This window comes from Streptomyces yangpuensis (assembly GCF_001005295.1).
In the GTDB taxonomy this organism is placed as follows: Bacteria; Actinomycetota; Actinomycetes; order Streptomycetales; family Streptomycetaceae; genus Streptomyces; species Streptomyces yangpuensis.
Genome location: NZ_LBMK01000003.1, coordinates 135,938 through 157,684, shown reverse-complemented (window position 1 = coordinate 157,684; position 21,747 = coordinate 135,938). Strand labels below are relative to the sequence as shown.

At 71.2% G+C, this 21,747-nt stretch carries 21 protein-coding genes and 2 tRNA genes; 10 read left to right on the top strand and 13 right to left on the bottom strand.

Features of this window, described 5'->3' with window-relative positions:
- Positions 1–400 precede the first annotated feature (400 nt).
- The 8 genes from AAT21_RS15990 (at position 401) to AAT21_RS15955 (ending at position 8,401) form a co-directional block, all read left to right on the top strand.
- Complete coding sequence (locus tag AAT21_RS15990) at positions 401–823, top strand: DUF6344 domain-containing protein (protein WP_046777575.1); 423 nt, start codon at positions 401–403, stop codon at positions 821–823.
- A gap of 400 nt (positions 824–1,223) precedes the next feature.
- Positions 1,224–2,375: an acyl-CoA dehydrogenase family protein gene (locus AAT21_RS15985; RefSeq protein ID WP_046777574.1), complete on the top strand. Its 1,152-nt coding sequence runs from the start codon at positions 1,224–1,226 to the stop codon at positions 2,373–2,375.
- Positions 2,372–3,322: a bifunctional MaoC family dehydratase N-terminal/OB-fold nucleic acid binding domain-containing protein gene (locus AAT21_RS15980; RefSeq protein WP_046777573.1), complete on the top strand. Its 951-nt coding sequence runs from the start codon at positions 2,372–2,374 to the stop codon at positions 3,320–3,322. The genes AAT21_RS15985 and AAT21_RS15980 overlap by 4 nt, the downstream gene beginning before the upstream one ends.
- The gene (locus AAT21_RS15975) at positions 3,322–4,374 is read left to right on the top strand and encodes an acyl-CoA dehydrogenase family protein (RefSeq protein ID WP_046777572.1); all 1,053 of its coding nucleotides are present in this window, start codon (positions 3,322–3,324) and stop codon (positions 4,372–4,374) included. The genes AAT21_RS15980 and AAT21_RS15975 overlap by 1 nt, the downstream gene beginning before the upstream one ends.
- On the top strand, positions 4,371–4,754 hold the full coding sequence (locus tag AAT21_RS15970) for a MaoC family dehydratase (protein ID WP_046777571.1): 384 nt from the start codon (positions 4,371–4,373) through the stop codon (positions 4,752–4,754). The genes AAT21_RS15975 and AAT21_RS15970 overlap by 4 nt, the downstream gene beginning before the upstream one ends.
- A complete protein-coding gene (locus AAT21_RS15965; protein ID WP_046777570.1) occupies positions 4,751–5,917 on the top strand; it encodes a lipid-transfer protein in 1,167 nt (388 codons plus the stop codon). Before AAT21_RS15970 ends, AAT21_RS15965 begins: the two co-directional genes overlap by 4 nt.
- A 137-nt stretch (positions 5,918–6,054) precedes the next feature.
- Positions 6,055–6,588 carry a SigE family RNA polymerase sigma factor gene (locus AAT21_RS15960; RefSeq protein WP_046777569.1) on the top strand — a complete coding sequence of 178 codons (534 nt, stop codon included), beginning with the start codon at positions 6,055–6,057 and terminating at the stop codon, positions 6,586–6,588.
- A gap of 163 nt (positions 6,589–6,751) precedes the next feature.
- Positions 6,752–8,401: a long-chain fatty acid--CoA ligase gene (locus AAT21_RS15955; RefSeq protein WP_046777568.1), complete on the top strand. Its 1,650-nt coding sequence runs from the start codon at positions 6,752–6,754 to the stop codon at positions 8,399–8,401.
- 22 nt (positions 8,402–8,423) lie between these two features.
- Here the strand turns inward: AAT21_RS15955 and AAT21_RS15950 are convergent, their stop codons facing one another.
- The 3 genes from AAT21_RS15950 to AAT21_RS15940 all read right to left on the bottom strand — a co-directional run bounded on the left by AAT21_RS15950 (position 8,424) and on the right by AAT21_RS15940 (position 12,909).
- Positions 8,424–8,999 carry an antibiotic biosynthesis monooxygenase gene (locus AAT21_RS15950; RefSeq protein WP_046777567.1) on the bottom strand — a complete coding sequence of 192 codons (576 nt, stop codon included), beginning with the start codon at positions 8,997–8,999 and terminating at the stop codon, positions 8,424–8,426.
- Positions 9,000–9,012: 13 nt separating this feature from the next.
- Complete coding sequence (locus AAT21_RS15945; protein ID WP_046777566.1) at positions 9,013–12,363, bottom strand: PAS domain-containing protein; 3,351 nt, start codon at positions 12,361–12,363, stop codon at positions 9,013–9,015.
- Positions 12,364–12,483: 120 nt separating this feature from the next.
- Positions 12,484–12,909 carry an SSI family serine proteinase inhibitor gene (locus tag AAT21_RS15940; RefSeq protein WP_046777565.1) on the bottom strand — a complete coding sequence of 142 codons (426 nt, stop codon included), beginning with the start codon at positions 12,907–12,909 and terminating at the stop codon, positions 12,484–12,486.
- A 186-nt stretch (positions 12,910–13,095) separates the two neighbouring features.
- Here AAT21_RS15940 and AAT21_RS15935 point away from each other — a divergent pair.
- Together AAT21_RS15935 and AAT21_RS15930 are read left to right on the top strand one after the other, a co-directional pair.
- Positions 13,096–13,186, top strand: a tRNA-Ser gene (locus AAT21_RS15935).
- Between the two features lie 258 nt (positions 13,187–13,444).
- Positions 13,445–13,517, top strand: a tRNA-Arg gene (locus tag AAT21_RS15930).
- A gap of 78 nt (positions 13,518–13,595) precedes the next feature.
- On the opposite strand, the gene AAT21_RS15925 is transcribed toward AAT21_RS15930, so the two are convergent.
- The 10 genes from AAT21_RS15925 to AAT21_RS15890 all read right to left on the bottom strand — a co-directional run bounded on the left by AAT21_RS15925 (position 13,596) and on the right by AAT21_RS15890 (position 21,724).
- The gene (locus tag AAT21_RS15925; RefSeq protein WP_046777564.1) at positions 13,596–14,879 is read right to left on the bottom strand and encodes a tyrosine-type recombinase/integrase; all 1,284 of its coding nucleotides are present in this window, start codon (positions 14,877–14,879) and stop codon (positions 13,596–13,598) included.
- Positions 14,879–15,076 (bottom strand): helix-turn-helix domain-containing protein, encoded by a 198-nt coding sequence (locus tag AAT21_RS15920; RefSeq protein ID WP_030647177.1) that lies wholly within the window; start codon positions 15,074–15,076, stop codon positions 14,879–14,881. The genes AAT21_RS15925 and AAT21_RS15920 overlap by 1 nt, the downstream gene beginning before the upstream one ends.
- 514 nt (positions 15,077–15,590) lie before the next feature.
- Complete coding sequence (locus AAT21_RS15915) at positions 15,591–17,066, bottom strand: hypothetical protein (protein ID WP_046777563.1); 1,476 nt, start codon at positions 17,064–17,066, stop codon at positions 15,591–15,593.
- 2 nt (positions 17,067–17,068) lie between these two features.
- Positions 17,069–17,953, bottom strand: a complete 885-nt coding sequence (locus tag AAT21_RS15910; RefSeq protein ID WP_046777562.1) for a bifunctional DNA primase/polymerase — start codon at positions 17,951–17,953, stop codon at positions 17,069–17,071.
- Between the two features lie 105 nt (positions 17,954–18,058).
- Entirely contained in the window at positions 18,059–18,247 is a 189-nt protein-coding gene (locus AAT21_RS15905; RefSeq protein WP_030742441.1) for a hypothetical protein, read from the bottom strand.
- A 155-nt stretch (positions 18,248–18,402) separates the two neighbouring features.
- On the bottom strand, positions 18,403–18,648 hold the full coding sequence (locus AAT21_RS15900) for a hypothetical protein (protein WP_046777561.1): 246 nt from the start codon (positions 18,646–18,648) through the stop codon (positions 18,403–18,405).
- Between the two features lie 149 nt (positions 18,649–18,797).
- The gene (locus AAT21_RS15895; protein WP_046777560.1) at positions 18,798–20,864 is read right to left on the bottom strand and encodes a cell division protein FtsK; all 2,067 of its coding nucleotides are present in this window, start codon (positions 20,862–20,864) and stop codon (positions 18,798–18,800) included.
- Between the two features lie 95 nt (positions 20,865–20,959).
- Entirely contained in the window at positions 20,960–21,088 is a 129-nt protein-coding gene (locus AAT21_RS40010) for a hypothetical protein (protein ID WP_412180326.1), read from the bottom strand.
- A gap of 19 nt (positions 21,089–21,107) precedes the next feature.
- A partial coding sequence (locus tag AAT21_RS39700) for a DUF6257 family protein (protein ID WP_268768186.1) occupies positions 21,108–21,269 on the bottom strand: 162 nt, incomplete at its 3' end.
- Positions 21,270–21,343: 74 nt separating this feature from the next.
- Complete coding sequence (locus tag AAT21_RS15890) at positions 21,344–21,724, bottom strand: DUF6251 family protein (RefSeq protein ID WP_046777559.1); 381 nt, start codon at positions 21,722–21,724, stop codon at positions 21,344–21,346.
- Between the last annotated feature and the right edge of the window lie 23 nt (positions 21,725–21,747).

Here is a 21,747-nt window from a genome sequence, read left to right as displayed (position 1 = left end):
CTTCGACCAGCGCCGCACCATGACGTTCCCCGTTCCGTTCCGTTCCGCTTCGTTCGGCCTGCGCCCAGTCTCGAAGCTGCCGAGGACCGCCACCTGAGTACGCCTACTCATCCTGCTCGGCCGTGCGTACCTGGTCGGAGCAGGGCGTGCGGTGGGATTCTCGGGTTGCCGGTCGGCCGGCGGTGTGCGGGGCCGTGACCCCGGGCCGGGCCCGGTGCCGGGCGGCCCCGAAGCCCGGCCGACAGGGGCCGGGAGACGGGACGAAAGACCGTATTGGGCCTTCCGAGTGGTGTTTGTCAGAAGATCGGCGCGTGTGATGAGCGCAGTGCGGTTGCCCCCACATCATGACGAATGTATTCAGATCCGCCCGTCCGAACATCGCGAATCGAGGCACTCCGTCATGGCTCACCGCACCGCCCGCACGTCGATCTGGACCTCCGTCCTCGCCGCCCTCGTGGCGGTCCTCTCCGCCCTCGGCTTCGGTGGCAAGGCGGCCCCGGCCGCCGCCTCCACCGCCGGCGGCTCCGCGGCCACCGTCGCCACCCCGGTTCGCCGGCCGGCCGTCTCGGCCCCGCGGAGCTGGCGGCAGATGATGCGGGGCGGTTCGCTGCCGCCGACCCTGAAGCAGCGCATCCGGGCCGAGGCCCACGGCAAGACCCCCGGTGTCCGGCGCTCGACCACCGCCGCAGCCATGGGCGCCGCGCCGGGAACCGCTGCCCGCACCCTGACGCCTCCCGCGGTAGCCGCCCCCCGTGCCCTCCGCGCCGCACGTGCCATGGGTACAGCAGGTGCCGCCCGTGAGGCGCTGGCCCTTGCCGCGTAGTCCTGTACGGGCGGTCCGGACGAAGCAGGAACGCAGAAGCAGCGACGTACGCAGGCGCTGGAGCCCGGTCCGGTCGTGACCGCGGATCGCGCCGCGTGGTGCCCCGGCAGCGGGGCACGGATGGACCACCCCGGCGTTGCGCCGGGGAGCGTGCAGGGGCGTGAAGCCTGGCATGGCAGGGCCGCAGGCCCGGGAGACGGTGGGGTTCCCGGACGGCGCGGCCCTTTTCGGCATGTCCGCAAGCGGCGGTCTGGCGGAACGCTTCTGCGACCGGACCGGCTGGGGTCCGGTAGCGCGGGCGCCCTCGCGCATGCCCCGGCCCTTCCCGACCTTGACACCGCGGGCAGATCTGACGGACAGTCAGGTACCTCGACGATGTGGATGCCGGGAGGCCTGCGCCGTGCACCTCGCCCCGACCGAAGGCCAGTTGCGGCTCCGTGCCGAACTGCGCGCGTACTTCAGGGAACTCCTGCCCGACGGGGTCCCCGACGACCCCGCCAGCCAGCGGGCACTGCTCCGCCGCATCGGCGCCGACGGGCTGCTCGGCCTCGGCTGGCCCGTCGAGTACGGCGGGCAGGGCCGCGGAGCGGACGAGCAGTTCGTCTTCTTCGACGAGGCGTACCGCGCGAGCGCTCCTGTCTCCATGGTCACGCTGAACACCGTCGGCCCGACCCTGATGAAGTACGGGACCGAGGAACAGAAGGACTACTTCCTCCCCCGGATCCTCGCGGGTGAGATTGTCTTCGCCATCGGCTACTCCGAGCCCGAGGCCGGCACCGACCTCGCCGCACTGCGCACCCGGGCTGTCCGCGACGGCGCCGACTGGCTGATCGACGGACAGAAGATCTTCACCTCCAACGCCCAGAACGCGGACTGGATCTGGCTCGCCTGCCGCACCGACCCCCGGGCCCCCAAGCACAAGGGCATCTCGATCATCCTCGTGCCCACCGACGGCCCCGGCTTCTCGTGGACCCCGATCGACACCGTCGGCGGGCTCACGACCACGGCGACGTACTACGACTCCGTCCGCGTGCCGGCCGGGAACCTCGTCGGCCCCGAACACGGCGGCTGGGGGCTGATCACCAACCAGCTCAACCACGAGCGCGTGGCCCTCGCCGCGATCGGCATGCAGGCCGAGGATTTCTACGAGCGTGCCCTCCGGTACGCCCGCACCCCCGACCCGGCCACCGGGGAGCGGCCCGCCGACCTGCCCTGGGTGCGGTCCCGGCTCGCGGAGGCCCACGCCCGGCTGGCCGCCGTACGCCTCCTCAACTGGCGTCTCGTCCAGGACGTGGGCAGCGGCAGCCTGGCCCCCGGCGACGCCAGCGGTGTGAAGTTCCTCGGCACCGAGTCCACCGTCGAGGTGTACCGGATGTGCCAGGAGGTGGTGGGCGAGGAGGCGCTCGTACGCGGTCCCGAGGCCTTCGCGGGCGGAGAACTCGAGCGGATGAACCGGGCCGCCCAGATCAACACCTTCGGCGGCGGGGTGAGCGAGGTCCAGCGGGAGATCGTCGCCATGATGCGGCTCGGCATGAAGGGGAGGAAGCGATGACGGCGGACGCGACCGGTGCCGCCGAGGAGGCGGCCCGGTTCCACACACTGCTGGCGGCCTTCGAGGGACAGCCGGCCGCCGTCGCCGGCCACGGCAAGGACGCGGTCAACGAGCCGATGATCCGACACTGGTGCGAGGCGATGGGCGACACCAACCCCGCCTACACCGGACCGGACGCCATCGCTCCCCCCACCATGCTGCAGGCCTGGACCATGGGCGGGCTCTCCGGCCACTCCGACCGCACGTCCGCCCAGGACGAGCTCTTCGCCCTCCTCGACGGCGCCGGCTTCACCTCCGTGGTCGCCACCGACTGCGAGCAGGAATACCTCCGTCCGCTGCGCCCCGGCGACACGATCACCTTCGACGCCGTCATCGAGTCCGTGTCACCGCGCAAGACGACCAAGCTGGGCACCGGTCACTTCGTGACGACCCGCATGGACGTCCGGGCGGGCGGAGAGTCCGTCGGCACGCACCGCTTCCGGATCCTCAAGTACGCCCCCGCACGACGGCCGGCGAAGCAAGCCGAACCCGTTGGGAGGAAGACCGGGGTGCAACGCCCCCGCCCCGTGGTCAACCGCGACAACCAGGGCTTCTGGGACGGGGTGCGGGACCACCGGCTGCTGATCCAGCGATGCACCTCCTGCGCCACCCTCCGCTTCCCCTGGCTTCCCGGCTGCAACACCTGCGCGAGCCCCGACTGGGACACGGTCGAAGCCTGCGGCGACGGCACCGTGTTCAGCTACGTCGTCATGCACCACCCGCCGTTCCCGGCCTTCGATCCGCCGTACGCCGTCGCGCTGGTCGAGCTCGCCGAAGGGGTCCGCATGATCAGCAACATCACCGGTGTCCCGTACGACAAGGTGCGCATCGGCATGCCCGTCCGACTGGAGTTCCAGCGTGTCGACGACGACCTCGAACTCCCCGTCTTCCGCGGGAGCGAGGGCTGATGGACTTCCACCCCACCGAGGAACAGGCCGCCGCGGCCGGCCTCGCCGCCCGGATCTTCTCCGACCTCGCCACCCACGAACGCCTCGCCGCCACCGGCACCGGCAGCGACGCCGAACTGTGGAAGGCACTCACCGCCGCCGGACTGACCGCAGCTGTCGAGGAGATCGGCCTGCTCGGGCTGGTCCTGCTGCTGGAGGAGCAGGGCCGCACCACCGCCCAGGTCCCCTACGCCGCCACCTGCGTGTACGGAATCCTCCCCGTGGCCGCCCACGGCAGCCCGGAGCAGCGGGCCCGCCTGCTGCCCGCGCTCGGCAGCGGGGAGATGGTGGCCACCGGAGCCTTCCCGGCCCGCGGCCGGATCACCGCCGAGCACGGCCGGCCCACTGCTGAACGCGGCCGGCTCACCGGCACCGTCCCCGCCGTCCCCTGGCTGCGCGACGCCACGCACGTCCTGGTCCCGGACACCGACCAGGCCCTTTGGCTCGTACGGACCGACGCGCCCGGCGTGCGGGCGTCCCCCGTCGAGACCACCGCCCCCTGGTCCGCGGGCCGACTGGCCCTGAGCGGGGCCGACGCCGAACGCATCGGCTCCGCCGGCGCCTACGAGCACACCCTCGCCGCGGCGCGCACCGCCTTCGCCGGCCTCCAGGCGGGCGTCTGCGCGGGCACGCTCGCCCGCGCGGTGGAGTACACCTCCACCCGCGAGCAGTTCGGCCGGCCGCTCTCCACCAACCAGGGGGTCATGCTGCGCGCGGCCGACGCCCACATGGACACCGAGGTGATCCGCGTGACCACCTACGAGGCGGCCTGGCGCATCGACCAGGGGCTCCCGGCGCACGAGCACGCGCTCACGGCGGCCTGGTGGGCCTCGGAGGCGGGCAAGCGGGTCGTGCACGCGGGCCAGCATCTGCACGGCGGCATGGGCGCCGACCTGGACCACCCCGTCCACCGGCACTTCCTGTGGGGGCGCCAGCTGGACGCCTACCTGGGCTGCGGCAGCGAGCTGCTGGCCGAGCTGGGAGCTTCGATAGCCGAGGGAGATCAGGCATGAACGTCGGCGACACGCTGCCGCCGCTGGAGATCGCGGTCACCCGCACGCTGATCGTCGCGGGCGCGATCGCCTCCCGCGACTACCAGGACGTGCATCACGACGCGGCGCTCGCACGGAAGAAGGGCTCCCCGGACATCTTCATGAACATCCTGACCACCAACGGTCTTGTCGGCCGCTACGTCACCGACCACCTCGGGCCCCGGGCCGTGCTGCGCAAGGTGGCCATCCGCCTCGGCGCCCCCAACTATCCGGGGGACACGATGACCCTCACCGGCACCGTCACCGCCGTGCTCGGCAGCAGTGTCGAGATCCGGGTCGTCGGAGCCAACGGCATCGGCCACCACGTGTCGGGAACGGTCGTCGCGGAGGTGGCGGCATGAGCGTCCGCAGCCGGGACCAGCTCGGCGGCCGGGCCGCGATCGCAGGCATCGGCGCGACCGAGTTCTCCAAGGACTCCGGCCGCAGCGAGCTCAAGCTCGCCGTCGAAGCCGTGCACGCGGCCCTCGACGACGCCGGGCTCACCCCCGCCGACGTCGACGGCATGGTCACCTTCACCATGGACACCAGCCCCGAGATCACCGTCGCGCAGGCGGCGGGCATCGGGGAGCTGTCTTTCTTCTCCCGCATCCACTACGGCGGGGGCGCCGCCTGCGCCACCGTTCAGCAGGCCGCCCTCGCCGTCGCCACCGGAGTCGCGGAGGTCGTCGTCTGCTACCGCGCGTTCAACGAGCGCTCCGGACGCCGCTTCGGCTCCGGCGTCCAGCAGCGCGAGCCCTCGGCAGAGGGCGCGGCGCTGGGCTGGTCACTGCCCTGGGGGCTGCTCACCCCCGCCTCCTGGGTGGCCATGGCAGCCCAGCGCTACCTGCACGCCTACCACCTCACCCCCGAAGCCTTCGGGCACGTGGCGGTCACCGACCGCCGGCACGCCGCGAACAACCCGGCCGCCTACTTCCACGGCAAGCCGATCACCCTCGCCGACCACGCCGCCTCGCGCTGGATCGTTGAACCGCTGCGACTGCTGGACTGCTGCCAGGAGACCGACGGCGGCCAGGCCCTCGTCGTCACCACGACCGAACGGGCCCGCGCCCTGCGACACGCCCCCGCCGTGATCACCGCGGCGGCGCAGGGCGCGGGACGCCGCCAGGAGGGTATGACCTCCTTCTACCGCGACGACCTGACCGGCCTGCCGGAGATGGATGTGGTCGCGCGCCAGCTGTGGCGCACCAGCGGGCTGCGGCCCTCCGACATCGACGTCGGCATCCTCTACGACCACTTCACGCCCTTCGTGCTGATGCAGTTGGAGGAGTTCGGCTTCTGCAAGCCGGGCGAGGCCGCCGACTTCGTGGCCGCGGACGCGCTCCCGCTCAACACCCACGGCGGGCAGCTCGGAGAGGCGTACCTGCACGGCATGAACGGCATCGCCGAAGCCGTCCGCCAGCTGCGCGGCACCTCCGTCAACCAGGTGGCCGGGGCCTCGCACGCACTCGTCACGGCCGGCACCGGGGTGCCGACGTCCGGGCTGATCCTCGGTGCCGACGGCTGAGACCCCGGTCCTTGCCCAGGCCCCGCCCCCTCCACCTTCAGGCGGTGGGGGTGGCCCTACTCCTACAACCTGAGGTGGATCCCCCATCGGCACCTGCGGGCGATTCCATGGCCGACGGGCGCTCCTAGCGTGGAGACATGACCCCGCCTGTGTGCACGCTCGCCTCGAACCCGACGCCGTACCCGTCGTTCTCGGCGTACGTCCGGACCCGCGGCACGGTCCTGTTGCGCACCGCGCGCTCCCTCACCGCCAACCCGTGCGATGCCGAGGACCTGCTGCAGACAGCCCTCACCAAGACGTACGTGGCCTGGGACCGCATCGAGGACCACCGTGCCCTGGACGGCTACGTCCGGCGGACCCTGGTCAACACCCGCACCTCCCAGTGGCGCAAGCGCAGGGTCGACGAGTTCGTGTGCGACGAGCTCCCGGAGACCGAGGAGGCACCCTCCTCCGACCCCGCAGAGGCCCAGGCGCTGCGCGACGCGATGTGGCGTGCGGTGACCCGGCTGCCCGACCGGCAGCGGGCCATGGTCGTCCTGCGCTACTACGAGGACATGAGCGAGGTGCAGACCGCCGAGCTGCTGGGGGTCTCGGTGGGCACGGTCAAGAGCGCCGTCTCCCGCGCGCTCGGCAAGCTCCGCGAGGACCCGGAGCTCACCCCGGTCCGCTGAGGCGGGCGATGTTTCACGTGAAACCAGAGGATGTTTCGAGGATGTTTCACGTGAAACACGAAGCGGTTTCTACCCTCGGGTAGTGACAGACCGACTGGTACGTGCGCAGAATCTGCTGCATCCGTAGCCGCCGCAGCGCCGCAGCGCTCACCGGGAGGACGCTTTGCTCAGCACCATGCAGGACGTACCGCTCCTCGTCACCCGCATACTCCGTCACGGGATGACGATCCACGGAAAGTCCCAGGTCACGACCTGGACCGGGGAGGCAGAGCCGCATCGCCGCAGTTTCGCCGAGATCGGCCTCCGCGCCACCCGCCTCGCCGGCGCCCTGCGCGACGAGCTCGGAGTGCAGCAGGACGACCGGGTCGCCACCCTGATGTGGAACAACGCCGAACACGTCGAGGCGTACTTCGCGATCCCCTCCATGGGCGCGGTCCTGCACACCCTGAACCTGCGGCTTCCCCCGGAGCAGCTGGTCTTCATCGTCAACCACGCCGCCGACCGGGTGGTCCTGGTCAACGGCACGCTGCTGCCCCTGCTCGCGCCGCTGCTGCCGCACCTGCCGACCATCGAGCACGTCGTCGTGGCCGGCATCGGCGACCGCTCCGTGCTGGACGGTCTGAACGTGCGCGTGCACGAGTACGAGGAGCTCCTCGAAGGCCGCTCCGACAACTACGACTGGCCCGAGCTGGACGAGCGCCAGGCGGCCGCGATGTGCTACACCTCCGGCACCACCGGGGACCCGAAGGGCGTCGTCTACTCCCACCGCTCGCTCTACCTGCACTCCATGCAGGTCAACATGGCCGAGTCGATGGGTCTGACCGACCAGGACACCACCCTCGTGGTGGTTCCGCAGTTCCACGTGAACGCCTGGGGCCTGCCGCACGCCACCTTCATGACCGGCATCAACATGCTGATGCCGGACCGCTTCCTGCAGCCCGCCCCGCTCGCCGAGATGATCGAGCGGGAGAAGCCCTCGCATGCCGCGGCCGTCCCCACCATCTGGCAGGGGCTGCTCGCCGAGGTCACCGCCAACCCGCGCGACCTGACCTCGATGAAGCAGGTCACCATCGGCGGCGCGGCCTGTCCGCCCTCCCTGATGGAGGCCTACGACAAGCTCGGCGTGCGCGTCTGCCACGCCTGGGGCATGACGGAGACCTCCCCGCTGGGCACGATGGCGCACCCGCCGGCCGGTCTGAGCGCCGAGGAGGAGTGGCCCTACCGGATCACGCAGGGCCGCTTCCCCGCCGGTGTGGAGGCCCGTCTCGTCGGCCCCGGCGGTGATCTGCTGCCCTGGGACGGGGCGTCGGCCGGCGAGCTCGAAGTGCGCGGCAACTGGATCGCGGACGCCTACTACGGCGGTGCCTCCGGCGAACCCTTCCGGCCCGAGGACAAGTTCAGCGCCGACGGCTGGCTCAAGACCGGCGACGTCGGCGTCATCAGCCCCGATGGCTACCTCACCCTCACCGACCGTGCCAAGGACGTCATCAAGTCCGGCGGTGAGTGGATCTCCAGCGTCGATCTGGAGAACGCCCTCATGGCGCACCCCGAGGTCGCCGAGGCCGCGGTGGTCGCCGTTCCCGACGAGAAGTGGGGCGAGCGGCCGCTGGCGACGGTCGTCCTCAAGCCCGGTGCCACCGTGGACTACGCGGGGCTGCGCGAGTTCCTCTCGCAGTCGATCGCCAAGTGGCAGCTGCCGGAGCGCTGGACGATCATCGACGCCGTCCCGAAGACCAGCGTCGGCAAGTTCGACAAGAAGGTGATCCGGCAGCAGTACGCGGACGGCGCACTGGAAGTCACCAAGATCGCCTGATGTCGCCCGCCCCGACGGGTGGCTAGCCCCGCGTGAGCCATGGCCGCAGCAGCCTGCTGACGGCGGGCATGGCCACGTAGGTCATCAGCGTGCTGAAGACTACGGCGAAGGCGGCCGTTCGCAGCACGAAGTGCAGATCCACCAGGTACGGCCCGAGCACCGCGTTGCCGACGAGCGAGATCGGGAAGATGGCCAGCCCCGAGCTGATCGCCATCTTCCACCGCGGCGGCGCGGGCCGGGTCGTACCCGGCTTGGCGAACCAGGTCTCCATGCCCTGCAGTTCCCGCCGGGCTATCTCCGTGTGGTGGTGGCCCAGGCAGTTGGAGAACCACTGGGCCCGCTCCGGGGAGTCCTGCCAGCGCTGGAAAGCGGCCTGGTTGCGGAAGCGGTGAACCAGGAACCACGGCCCGCCCTCCGTCGCAGGGCGGAACAGCCCGTAGCCCAGGTGGTCCGGAAAACCGGCGGCCGTCTCCAGGATCCCGTGGGCCCAGGCCTCGAACGTCTCCTCGTGCCCCGGTTCCACCTGTCGCGCGATGAGCAGGTTCACCTCCCCGTTGTCGGCGGGGACGGTGTGCTCGGTCGTGTTGATGGTGGCCATCGGGCCAGGATCGCTAGTTGGTGCCGATCTTGGCGAGCAGGTCCACGATGCGACCCTGGACGTCCGTCGTCGTGGCCCGCTCGGCGAGGAAGAGCACGCTCTCGCCCGAGGCCAGCCGCGGCAGTTCGGCCGGATCGATGCCGGTCGCCGTGTAGACCACCAGCGGAGTGCGGTTCAGCTGTCCGTTCGCCCGCAGCCAGTCCACGATCCCGGCCCGCCGACGGCGGACCTGCATGAGGTCCATGACTACCAGGTTGGGCCGCATCCGCGTCGCCAGCTCCACGGCGTCGGTGTCCGCGCCCGCCCGGGCGACCTGCATCCCGCGCCGCTCCAGGGCCGCGGTCAGCGCGGTCGCGATCTCGTCGTGCTCCTCGATCAGCAGGACCCGCGAGGGGTGCTGCTCGCTGTCACGCGGTGCCAGCGCCTTCAGCAGCACGGCCGGATCGGCACCGTACGCCGCCTCGCGCGTGGCGTGCCCCAGCCCGGCCGTGACCAGTACGGGCACCTCGGCGGCCACGGCGGCCTGCCGCAGCGACTGCAGCGCGGTCCGGGTGATCGGCCCGGTCAGCGGGTCGACGAACAGAGCGGCCGGGAAGGCGGCGATCTGAGCGTCCACCTCCTCACGCGAGTGCACGACCACCGGGCGGTAGCCGCGGTCGCTGAGCGCCTGCTGGGTCTGCACGTCGGGCGCCGGCCACACCAGGAGCCGGCGCGGGTTGTCCAGCGGCTCCGGCGGGAGTTCGTCGTCCACGGGCTGCGGCACGGGCCGGTTGAGGACCTCGACCGCACCACCCGGGCCGTCCAGCGGCTCGGGACCCTCGTCGGAACCAGCCTCGGGGGCCCCTATCGCGAAGGCCCGGCCCTGCGCACCGGGCTCGGCGAGCCGGCGACGGCGGCCGGAGCCGGAACCCGTGGCGGGCCCCGCCGCGGCGGGGTCGACGGCGATGCCCTGGCCGAGGGTGCCCAGAGCTCGCACGCTGATCGGCTGCGCGGCCTGCCCCTGCCCCTGCCCCTGCGCCGGTGCGTCCTGCGCCTGGCGGGCTCCGGGGAGCGCGACCTGGCCGGAAGCCCCGTCGTCCTCGGAACCGGTACGGGCGGCCGGAGCCGGCCACGCGGGGGCACCGGCCAGAGCGCGCCGCCGCCCGGTCGGGTTCTCGGCGGGAGCGTCGGACGGAGCGGCCGGCGTCTCGGGCTCGGCTCCCGGGGCGCCCAGCGCCCGGCGGCCACGCCGCCCGGACGGTGCCTCGCCGTCGGGCCCGCCCTCGCCCTCGGAGACCGCCACGGACGTGCCGGCCACCGCGGGAGTCTGAGGAGCGGCAGGTACCGGAGACGGGCCGGCGGGCAGCGCGAAGCCGCCCTCCGGAGCGATGGGCCGGGCCGGAGCGGGCGTCGGGCCGAGCCCCGTCGCCGGTACCGGCCCGCCGGGCTGCGCCGGCCCGGCCGGAGCCAGCGCCCGCCGTCGGCCGGCGGGGTGCTCGGACACCGGAACCGGGGGCACCGCGGGTACGGGCGGGAGCGCGGGCATGGCGGTGCCCTGCGGCTGCACGGGCCGGCCGGGGCCGCCCTGGCCCTCGGGGGCGCCTTCACCGCTGTCGTCACCGGCCCGGCCGCGCCTGCGCCCGGTTCCGAGACCCGCGGGGTTCACCGGGGACTGCGCGAGCTCGGGACCCGGGGGCGGGGCGGCCTCGCCCGCCCGCCGACGGCCCGACGGCAGCGCCAGCGCGCCCCCGCCCTGACCGCCTTGCGCGGCCTGCGGCTCCGAGGTCTCGTCCTCCAGGAAGGCGTCCACCCCGCGCCGGCCCCGCCGGCCGCCGGAGACCCGGCCGGGGGCGGCACCCCCGGCCGTCCCGGCGCCGTCCGTCCCGTTGCCCGCCGGGGGCTCCTCCGGCGGATCGGGCAGGGTTACCGTCCCGGCACCCGCACCGAGCGGGAGTTCCAGCACGTAGGCCCCGCCGGGCGCGCCCGGGACCTCCACCGTCTGCAGTACGCCGCCGTGCGCGGCCACGATGCCCCGGACGATCGGCTCGTGGACAGGATTGCCGCCCTCGTAGGGGCCGCGCACCTCGATCCGTACGACATCGCCGCGCTGCGCGGCGGCCACCACGATCGTCGAGTCGCTGTAGCCGCTGCCCTGACGGGTCTTGCCGGTGGCGTCCACCCCGGCGACGTCCGCGACCAGGTGCGCGAGCGCGGTCGAGATCCGCTCGGCGTCCACCTCGGCCTCGATGGTCGGCGCGTGGACGGCGAACTGCGCACGCCCGGGCCCGATCAGCTCGACCGCGCCGTCGACACCGGCCGTGACCACGCCGTTGATCAGGACCTTCTTCTTCGCGAGCTTGTCGCGGCCGGCGTCCAGGCGCTGGAAGCCGAGCACGTTGTCCACCAGGGTGGTCATCCGCGAGTACCCGGCGGCCAGGTGGTGCAGCAGCTGGTTGGCCTCCGGCCACAGCTGTCCGGCGTCGTCGGCCGCCAGCGTCGCCAGCTCACCGCGCAGCTCGTCCAGCGGCCCGCGCAGGGAGTCACCGAGGACGGCGATCAGCTGCGCGTGCCGCGCGGCCAGGGCGTCGTAGGGTCGCCGGTCCGTGAAGGTCATGACGGCGCCCACGAGCTGCTCCCCGTCCCGTACGGGGGAGGTGGTCAGGTCGACGGCGACCGGCTGTCCGGCCTTGTTCCACAGCACCTGCCCGCGCACGCGGTGCTTGCGTCCGCTGCGCAGGGTGTCGGCGAGCGGGGACTCCTCGAAGGGGAAGGGCGAGCCGTCGGCGCGGGAGTGCTGGACCAGGCCGTGCAGTTCGCGGTTGCCGAGGTCGGTGGCGCGGTAGCCGAGGATCTGGGCGGCCGCAGGATTGACGAGCACCACGCGGCCGTCGGTGTCGGTGCCCACCACACCCTCGGCTGCGGCGCGCAGGATCATCTCGGTCTGCCGCTGGGAGCGGGCCAGCTCGGCCTCGGTGTCGACAGTCTGCGAGAGGTCCCGGACCACGAGCATCAGCAGCTCGTCACCGGTGTAGGCGGGTTGCGGCTCGCGGTAGGCGTCGCGGCCGTCGAGGTGGGCGCTGGTGACCTCGACGGGGAACTCGGAGCCGTCGGTGCGGCGGGCGACCATCCGCTTGGGTTTGGTGCGACCGCCGTCGTCCTCGCCGGGCCGGCGCATGGAGCCGGGGATCAGCTTGGAGTCGAACTCGGGCAGGAGGTCGAGCACGCCCCGGCCGACCAGTCCGGTGCCGGGGCTCTCCATGACCTCGAGCGCGATCGAATTGGCGTTGACGACCGTGCCGTTGGCGTTGACGAGCAACAGCGCGTCCGGAAGGGCGTCGAGTATTGCTGCGAGGCGAGCAGCGCCTCGTGATGGCCTGCTGCTCACGACGAGCTTCCTCCCTGACCAACGACTACCGGCAAGTCACGGGAGGAGTCTAAGGCCACGGGCCCGCGGCGAGGTGGCCGATGTGCGCCCGACGACGCCCCTTCCGGGCATCCTCCCAGGTCAGGAACGCCCACTCGGAAGCAGAGGTTCCAAGTCGTCCCAGCGCTTGATTTCGCATCCGTCCGTCCGGCGGAAGGTGGCGTTCACCTTGTGTCCGTTCCACGTTCCGGTGATGCGCGCGGTGGCAGGTCCGCCGTACTGCTTGGTGCAGATCCGGTCCGGGGGGACGGGCGCGAAGGGGTTGCGGCCCTCCCCGGCGAGCTGGTCCAGCCGCGCGCAGGCGCCCTCGGCCTCGGGGTGGTCACCGCCGACGGGGCCGCATTCGAGCGTGTACTCCCGGTCCAGCTGCCGGTTGCCGGTGTCGGCCATGGTCATGGTCAGCCGGTCGGGCGTCGCCAGCAGCTGTCCCAGGGGCAGTGGGGGCAGCGGCCCGGCGGCAGCGGTGGCCAGGGCCGAGGTGACGGCGAAGGCGGCGAGACGCAGCATGGGGCACTCCAGGTCGTCCGTGGGTCATACGCCTGACCAACGACGGGGGCCCGCCGATGTTGCGTGCGGCGGGGCCTTTAAGGCTTTGCCCTCGGCCCGTCCCGCCTAGTACCGTGGGACCGGATTGGTGAGGGGCCCTGCGCCTGTGTCATCATCTGCACGCACCTTCGTACGCGGGGGTGTGCTGGAGGCGTCGCCTAGTCCGGTCTATGGCGCCGCACTGCTAATGCGGTTTGGGTCTTACCACCCATCGAGGGTTCAAATCCCTCCGCCTCCGCAGTTCATCGAAGCCCCGGTCCGTCAGGACCGGGGCTTCGATGCGTTCCGGGGTCTGTGCGCCCGCTGAGGTGTTCCGGCCGGTTCCGAGTCTTGCCCGACCTCTGTCCGCCCCTCGCGCGAGCCCATACGGATGATCTTCGTCTGGAGCGTTTCCGCAGGTCAGTCGGGCTTTGGGTAATGGATTTCGCGTCCCGGCGAGGTCCATGTATTGTTGTTCTCGCAAGGCCAACGGGGCGAAAAACCCCGGGAAGCCCAAGCACTCGTAGCTTAACGGATAGAGCATCTGACTACGGATCAGAAGGTTGCAGGTTCGAATCCTGCCGAGTGCACACAGGCCAGAAGCCCCCTGGAGATTCTCCAGGGGGCTTCTGACATCAGCGGGTGACATCAACGTCCCCGGAACTCCATCAGGCGGCCGGCGGCTCGCCGGGAGCCGCACCCTCCTCTTCGAGTGAATCTTCGATCCCCAGTGCGTCCTCCATCCGCTCGGCGGCTGCGCGCAGGGTCGACTCCATGACGTGGGCGTAGGTATCGAGCGTCATCGTGATCGTGCTGTGGCCGAGCGTCTCCATGATCGTGCGCGCGTCGACGCCCTGAGCGAGCAGCAGTGAGGCGCAGGTGTGGCGCAGGTCGTGCACCCGCACCCGCCGGACCTTGGCCTTGGAGCACAGGAGCGTGAGCATTCGATTCAGGCTGCGCGGGTCGGTCGGGCGCCCCGTGGCGGTGGTGAAGATCAGCCCGCTCGGCTGGTGGTCGAGCGGCTGCCACTTCTTGCCCGCGATCAGCTGCTCCTCGTCCTGCGCCGTCTTGTGGGCCTTCAGGGCTTCCACGCAGCGCTTCGGCAGGGAGATCGTTCGCAGGGACCGGGCGGTCTTGGGCGTGCCGAAGATCAGCTCACGTCGGATCCTCTGGAGGTTTCTGCGCACCCGGAGCTGTCCGGCGGCCAGGTCTATGTCAGACCACGTAAGGGCCAGGGCCTCGCCCCGCCGGAGTCCCGTGGACACCAGCAGCAGCCACAGCGCGGAGAGGCGGTGTGGGCGGGCAGCCCTGAGGAGCATCCGGGTTTCTCCGGCGGTCAGCGGGTGCACTTCTTCCCTCTTCACTGTGGGGGTCTCCACGATCCCGGCGACGTTGCGCGCGATGAGTTCTTCCCGGACTGCCTGCTGAAGAGCGGAGCGCAGAACCGCGTGGACGTACTGGACGGTCCGGGCGGATGGGCTGCGCTTGCAGCACCGGTTCACGGCGCAGCAGTTCCGGTCACCCTCAGCCCGCGCCGCGTCCGCTCCTCGCAGGCAGCAGAGACACCCGCTCTTGAAGTCGGTCAGGAAGAGTCGGATGTCGGCGGGGGACAGCCGGTTGAGACGCTTCTTCCCGAGCGCCGGCCGGATGTAGAGGCGGGTCAGCCCCTCGTAACTGTTCAAGGTCGCGGGCTTCAGGCGGTTCGGAGCGACGGCAGCGAGCCAGTACGTGAGGTAGTCGCCGAGTGCCATCGTGGACGTGGCGGCAGGGATCCCCTTGTGGGTCTTGTCCTGCATCTCGATGAGCTTGACGCTGACCTCGTCACGGGTCTTGCCGTAGGCGAACTTTCGGACGCGGGTGCCGTCGGGGCGGAAGACGTAAGCCGCAGCCTGATAGCGGCCGTCGCTGCGCTTCGTGATGGTGCCTTCGCCATTAGCGCGTCGCTTGGCCATCAGGCAGCCTCCTCAAGTCGGTTACGGATGTACGTGTGCAGTGAGTCGGCGGGGATACGCCGTGCGCGTCCCTCGGTGAAGCTGGGCAGGGCTCCCGAGCGGATGAGGTCGTAGACCTTGCTGCGGCTGTACCGCAGGGCCGCCATGGCCTCGGGGACGGTGAGCGTTTGGTGGGTCGTGGGCAGGACGGTGAACACGGCTGCCTCCTGGCTGCTGGTCCCGCTGGGGCACAGGTGCTGGGCGAGTTGGGCACGGGCTGAGGCGCGGTTCGGGCCGCCTGCGCCTGTCCGAGGTCCGGATTTCTGCGTCACTGCGTCATCTGTGTCACTCGGCTGTCTGACCTGCGGTTTTCCGTGACGCAAGGGGGCGGCGTGTGTCACCGGCCTGCGTCACCCGCAGCGCCGCGTGACGCAGGCCGGTGACGCAGGTGACGCGAGGTGACGCAGTCGGTGGCCGTCTGCGTCACCGGTGTATCCGCAGGTCATCGATCGTTTGGCTGCCTGTCGTGACGCAGGTGACGCAGCGTCTTTTCTCTTAGGAAAAAAGAGGGGTGGTTTCTGTTGTGGTGCGGTGCGTCTCAGAACGTGAAGGAGGAGCCGCTACGCGGCACGTCCAGTGCAGCGGCGGCAAGCCGCCGGAACAGCAAGAGGAGCACGCGCGGCCTGTGCCGGGTGCTCCTCTTGCTTGTGCAGGTCGGTCATTGCCGGACGGCTAGAACGCGGCCTGCTGCTGGTCCGGCGGCGGGGCGGCCGGGCGGGTCATCTCGATGTAGCGGGCCGTGTTGGTGCGGCCCCAGTCGAAGAGGACGCCGCGGGCGGCGAGGGTCGGCTGAAGCCGCTTTAGACGGTCGGAGAAGACCTTGCCGGTGGTGGGCCATCCCTTGGGCAGGGGCCGGCAGTCCTCGCCGGTGTAGAGCTGCGTGATGGCGTGCAGCCACTCGGCCGAAGTCATCCGCACCTCCTGGCCCGGCTCGTTGCCGGCGGCGTGCTTGAGAACCGTTTGGGCGAGCAGGTCGCCTTCGATGACGTCGTCGTTGAGGTCGTCCAGGGCGGCCCGGTAGGCGCCCAGCGCTCCGAGGCCGGTGGCCGCGTCGAGCTGCGCGCACAGGTGGGCGAAGTCGGCCATGCGCAGGTCGGTCGGGATTTCGGCCTGCACGGCCCGGACCTTGGCCGTGAGGTCGAGGAGGGAGCCGAGGATGACCGGCAGGACGTCCTCGAACTCCGCCCACAGCTCCGCCTCGGTCCGCCGCACGCTCGGCCGTTCCAGCCGGAGCGGGAGGAGCCGTTCGGCGAGGTCGGGGCGGATGACGCCCACGTCGATGCCGGTCAGCAGCAGCGGCTTGCGGTAGCGGGAGCGGACCACGTCGCCATCGGTGAACAGGGCCCGCTTGATGGTCTCGGCCCCGGTGACGATGCAGCACATGAGGTCGGACAGGTCCGGTCCCAGGTGCGAGAGGTTGTCCAGGGCGGTGACCCAGCCGGCGGCCACGGCCGCGATCAGGTTCTCCTCGTCCTTCGGGGCGCGGCGCAGGTCACTGCTCATGCCCTCGATGATCCGCAGGAGCATCCGCGCGCCGGTGGACTTGCCCGCCCCCTGGGGGCCGGTCAGGAACGGGGCGGGGACGGGCACGGACGGCCCCAGGCAGCCGATGAGCCAGGCGATGACCAGGCTCTCGGTCTGGGCGTTGGCGAAGTTGCACAGCCGCATCAGGAGGTCGATGCCCTTGCCGTCGGTGTCCTTGGCCGGCAGGGGCAGCTCCCCGGTGAGCTGCGTGCGCCGCCAGCACACTTCCTGCGGGTCGGGGGTGAGGATGTCCCACCCGGTGGGGTGGATGCGGACAGACTTGCCGTCGTTGCGGCCCAGGTCCAGCCATGTCGCACCGTCGAACCCGGGCGCCACGCGGATGTGGACGGGCTGCACCTTCTCACTCATGGCCAGTGCCTCGATCAAGTCCAGAGCCTCCTTGAGAGCGGTTCCGTTGAACACACCGAGACCGTCGGCGAAGAGCCCCACCATCAGCTCCTGGCGGTGACTGCCCGCGGTTCCCTGCGAGCGGATCGGCCGGGCCACGGGGTGGCCGTTCTTCTGCGCGTACACGGTCCCGTCGGCGGTGCGGAAGTACCGGAAGTGCGCCTGCGCGTACTCCGTGATGACCTCGCGGGCCGGCGTCTTCTCCTCCTCGGGCATGCCTACATCCCCAGCTTCATGCGCGCGTTGGACCAGGCGTCCTCGCAGTGCCGCAACGACTCGCCCTTCTCCTGCGCCACGGTGAACAGCCGGTCGATGTGCGCCTGGGCGAGGCAGCCGCACTGGCCGTGCGCGGACAGCACCGCGAGGAACATCCGGTACACGGTCCTGTGGATAGCGCCGGGTGCCTCCTTGATGCGCTGCTCCGCCATCGCGATACCGCGCTCCAGATAGGCGGGCGAGCGGTGACGGCACACCGCATCCCCCAGCGGTGCAGGCACCGTGACGGCGCACGATGCAGCCGGAACCGTGGCGGGCTCTTTGACCGCGAGTGCCCGCACAACATCCGGCAACCGCGTCATGGTCCCGATGCCAGGACCGAGCCAGCGCGCGTATGCCATTGCGGACTTGATGTCCACGCCAGGCCGTACGTCGTTGCGGGAGGTCATGGCGCCGAGATAGACCCAGTGCTCTCCGCGCGTCGTGGGCACGGTCTTGGTCGCCGGGAGAGTCTGGCGGGCCCATGCGACCGCGTCGGCGTCGTCGAGGTCGACGACGGTCAGCGCCGCTCCACCAGGGTGATAGGCGACGGCCGTGGCCTTCCTCCAGGCCGCTGCCCACGCAGGTGAGGCGAGCACGTCCGGGTCAGCGGTGGCGGCGGCCCAGCCGTGGCAGGGAGCAGGGCACTCACACGGGCCGGCGGCCTTCATGTGGGGCCGGTCCCCGCAGGCCGAGCGCGTGCAGGTGCGGCAGTTCCCGAAGGGCTGCTTGCCCTCCCGCAGCGGCATCACGGGCAGGCCCAGTTCGGCGAGCCACAGCGCCGTACGCAGGTGCGGCGGTAAGGCCGGACGGGCGGGGTCTCGCGGGAAGTCGGTCGGGTGGGCCATGCTTGTGTCTCCAGTTCTTTGAGCGTGCTGGATGAGGGCGGCCCCGGACTTTGGCGAGACGGGGCCGCCCTTTGCCTTGGGTGTGGAGCGAGTGGTCAGTGGTCCCTAGAGGTTGGGGATGGCATGGACGATGGCGTTGGCCATCTCGTTGATGGGGCCCGCGGCGCCGGTCGAGGCGAGGAAGAACCCGAACCCGGCGGCGACGAACGCGCTGCCCGCGCTGAGGCTGTGGGAGCGCAGGAGGAAGTACAGGACGAGTCCGAAGAGCGCGACGAGCGAGACGGTGATGGCCACGGCTGGTCTCCAGTGCGGGAGTTGGGCGCGATAGGGTGTGGACGGTTCGCCCCTCGTGGGCGGGTTTCGAGTGCCGGTGGTCGCGCCAACCTGTCGCCAGCTAGGCGAGGGGTCCGCCTTATGGCGGGCGGCCACCGGCTTTGTGCTGTCCGGGGTCAGCGGTCGCCGGCGCGGTGGAGTTCGCGGCTCTGCTTGTGCAGGCGGCGCCCGACGCGCAGGCGCTTGCCGTGGCCTTTGCAGCGGCGGCAGGGCTTGACCCGTTTGATCTTCCCGGCGCGGTTGACGGTGAGCTTGGCGCCTTCTCCGTCGCACTTGCGGCAGGTCCCGAAGGGGCTGGCCATGCACAACACGGTGTAACCGGCGAGGGTGGCGAGGATGAGGGCGGTGCTAGCGATGAGCATGCGGGGTCCTTCCCATGGCTGGGGCGGTTTCCGGGCTTTTCGCAGGTGGGCCGCTAGACGCTAGTTCGCAGGTCAGCGGCGTGATGGGGTGCTAGCGGGGGTGCTAGACCTAGCGGCGGCGGCTGCTAGGTCTAGCACCGGTTCGAGGGTCAGGCGGCGGCCCTGTCGGCGTCACGGCGAGTGATGGCGGTGGTGATGTCGGCGCGCTTGATGCCGCGCCGGTTCTTGCCCTCGCCCTCGTCGGTCTGGCCCCAGACCTGGCCGGGCTTGATGCCCCAGGGCTTGAGGGCGGCCGTGACGTTCTCGCCCTTCCACCCCGCGTACGCGTCGGGGCGCAAGCCGGTGAGGCGGGCGGCGATCCGCTCGCACCACACCGCGTCCTCGTCCGCGGGGATCACCGCCAGGACATCGGCGAGGATGTCGAGTCCGGCGGTGGCTTCGGGGCCCTTGCCGATGGCGTGCCCGGTGACGTTGCCGTACTCGTCACGCATCTTCCGTGCACGGGTCACGACCTGCTCGGCTCCGACGGCGTCGACGAACGCTGAGGCGACGATGCGGGGGTCGTCTCCCTCGCCAGCCATCCAGCAGATGCCGCGGTCGGAGCGGGAGAACATCGTCGCCCGGTACCCCGCCTTGTACATGGACGTGCCGAGGATCATGTCGTTGGCGGGCTGCCCCATGACCTTGAGGGCGAACCTGAGGACGGCGTTCGCGGAGATGTTGGTAGGCAGGGACTTGGCGTCGGGCCGCTGGGTGCCGAACATGCCGACCATGCCCAGGGCCGGGCCGCGCTTGGTGATGTCGGCGCAGATGTCCTCGATCTCCTGGCCGTACTTGTCGTGCTCGAACGGCACCTGGCACTCGTCCAGGGCGATGACGATCGGGTGCAGGCCGAGCGTCTTGTCCGAGGCCAGTTCGGGCGTGACTTTCGACTGGGGGCAGCGCGAGCGGGGCAGGGACTTGATGACCTTGGCCCGGCGGCGCAGTTCGTCCTTCAGCTCTCGCAGGGCCTGGACGACGTACTCGATGTCCTCGCCCTCTTCGCCGGCGCGGTAGCGGTGGCAGACCGGCTCCAGGGCGCCGAAGTCGCCGGTGCCCTTGAAGTCGAACGCGTGCAGTTCGGCCCGCGGGTCGAGGGCAGCGATGAGCAGGAACAGGCGCATCAGGAACGTCTTGCCCATGCGGGGGATGGAGCCGACGACCACGGAGGCGAACATGAGGGTCACGGACACGTCCCGCATGCGCTGGTCGTTGCCGAACACGACCGGCTTGAACAGGTCCACCTGACCGGACTTCAGGAGCGGCCAGGCGGGTTTGGTGGTCTCGTTCATCGGCTTGTCCCCGACCCACAGGATCAGCCGTCCCTCGTGCTCCGTCGGATCCGGCGACGGCCAGACGCAGCCGACCTTGCGGCGCAAGCCGGAGGCGAGCGGCTTGCGGGCCTCCATGATGTCCTCGGGCGTCACGCCATATGGGAGGTCGAGGTCGGCGCGGTAGCCGGGCCCGTCCCTCACGATCTCCGAGGTGAAGCGGAGCCCGTTCATGTCGCCGCCCTTCTTGATGGCGGCGGAGATCTTCGCGTTGCCGATGCTGTCCAGACCGCGCAGCACGATCGAGCCGGTCATCTTCTGCAGCTCGGTCTTCAGGACGGCCGGGCCGATGACCGGGGCGTCGGGCTGCTGCCCGGCCAGGCCAAGGAGGAGCACGCCGCCGGCGGCGAACGCGTACAGGTAGACGGGGGCCAGGACGTACAGCCACAGGGCGAAACCAACACCGAAGACGGCGGCGACGAGGGTGACCAGCCCGCGCAGACGGATGCGGCCCTGGCGCAGCTTGGCCAAGCGCATGTACTCGTCGACGTCCTCGGTACGGACCGCGAAGTCCCGCAGCGGCGCGGCCTCGCGGTCCCACACCCACCGGTTGGTCGAGGCGATGAACCGGCAGGCGCCCCGCGGGGAGCGGATGCCGAGCCGGGCGGCGTAGACGGGCAGGCGGACGCCGTGGAAGAGGGTGGCGTAGCCGAGGTTCGCGCCGGCGTGCCGGGCGGTGGCGGCGAAGTCCCGCCGGTTGGTCAGCCACCCGGCCACGACCGGCTTGCGCTTCTCTTCACGCATCTTGGGGTCGGGCAGGTCCGGGTTGTCGACCATCTTTGGGATCACCGGCTCGACATCCTCGTCCGGGACGGCCCGCAGGTGCGTGGTCGGGGAATCGGTCATGCTGAGAACTCCTGCTCTCGCTGACTGGCGGGGTGGGTAGGGCCCGGGGCGGCCGGCGTTCTTTGGCGAGAAGGGGCGGCCGCCCCGGGGCACAGCTACTTGCGGGTCTTGCCGTTCTTGGCGCGGGCCTTGCGGGCGGCCTTCTCGCCCTCGGCGGCGTCGGCGGCCTGCTGGGCCTCGCGGTCGCGGGCGCCGTCGATGATCCGGTCGACCTTCTTCTGCAGGTCGCCGAGGTGGACGTTNCTGGGCCTCGCGGTCGCGGGCGCCGTCGATGATCCGGTCGACCTTCTTCTGCAGGTCGCCGAGGTGGACGTTCTCCCCGGCGATACCGCGCTTGGCCATCCGGGCCGTGTACCAGCCGAGCTGGGTGATCTCCTTGGCGGTGAACTTCGGGTCCTTCGCCATCACGGGACTCCTTCCGCGGGCCGGTCTGTCCGGCTCCCCTCACCACCCGCCGTGGCGGGTGGATCGGGCAGCCGTCAGCGACGGCGGCGGGCGAGCTTGGCGGCCTTGCCGACGTTCTTCACGGCGGCCTCGCCGTGGGAGCCGCCGATCGACTTCACGACGGTGTGGACACCCCAACCGAGGATCAGCGCGAGGAAGGCCAGGAACGCGAAGTTCGCAGCGATCGCGGTCAGCGCGGCGATCAGGAGCGGTCCGAAGTACACGCCGGCCGCGACGGCTCCGGCGCCGATCCCGGAACCGAGCGCCAGGCGCTGAACGGTCCGGTCAGGGGCGGCCTGGTGGATGTGCTGGTGAACGACCTGCGGGCCCTGGAGGGTGGCGGGCATCTGGTCGGCGTAGACGTGGGTGCCGTCGGGGAGCCGGACGACGTGGGCGGGTTCGGGCAGGTGGTTCACGAGCGTCTCCCTTCGGAAGGGGT

Bases quoted from the DNA above. Each gene is read 5' to 3' on its own strand.
- AAT21_RS15895 (WP_046777560.1), bottom strand. From the start codon at position 20,864: ATGACCGATTCCCCGACCACGCACCTGCGGGCCGTCCCGGACGAGGAT.
- AAT21_RS15915 (WP_046777563.1), bottom strand. From the start codon at position 17,066: ATGCCCGAGGAGGAGAAGACGCCGGCCCGCGAGGTCATCACGGAGTAC.
- AAT21_RS15925 (WP_046777564.1), bottom strand. From the start codon at position 14,879: ATGGCCAAGCGACGCGCTAATGGCGAAGGCACCATCACGAAGCGCAGC.
- AAT21_RS15965 (WP_046777570.1), top strand. From the start codon at position 4,751: ATGAGCGTCCGCAGCCGGGACCAGCTCGGCGGCCGGGCCGCGATCGCA.
- AAT21_RS15975 (WP_046777572.1), top strand. From the start codon at position 3,322: ATGGACTTCCACCCCACCGAGGAACAGGCCGCCGCGGCCGGCCTCGCC.
- AAT21_RS15940 (WP_046777565.1), bottom strand. From the start codon at position 12,909: ATGCTGCGTCTCGCCGCCTTCGCCGTCACCTCGGCCCTGGCCACCGCT.
- AAT21_RS15900 (WP_046777561.1), bottom strand. From the start codon at position 18,648: ATGCTCATCGCTAGCACCGCCCTCATCCTCGCCACCCTCGCCGGTTAC.
- AAT21_RS15980 (WP_046777573.1), top strand. From the start codon at position 2,372: ATGACGGCGGACGCGACCGGTGCCGCCGAGGAGGCGGCCCGGTTCCAC.
- AAT21_RS15970 (WP_046777571.1), top strand. From the start codon at position 4,371: ATGAACGTCGGCGACACGCTGCCGCCGCTGGAGATCGCGGTCACCCGC.
- AAT21_RS15960 (WP_046777569.1), top strand. From the start codon at position 6,055: ATGACCCCGCCTGTGTGCACGCTCGCCTCGAACCCGACGCCGTACCCG.
- AAT21_RS15910 (WP_046777562.1), bottom strand. From the start codon at position 17,953: ATGGCCCACCCGACCGACTTCCCGCGAGACCCCGCCCGTCCGGCCTTA.
- AAT21_RS15990 (WP_046777575.1), top strand. From the start codon at position 401: ATGGCTCACCGCACCGCCCGCACGTCGATCTGGACCTCCGTCCTCGCC.
- AAT21_RS15950 (WP_046777567.1), bottom strand. From the start codon at position 8,999: ATGGCCACCATCAACACGACCGAGCACACCGTCCCCGCCGACAACGGG.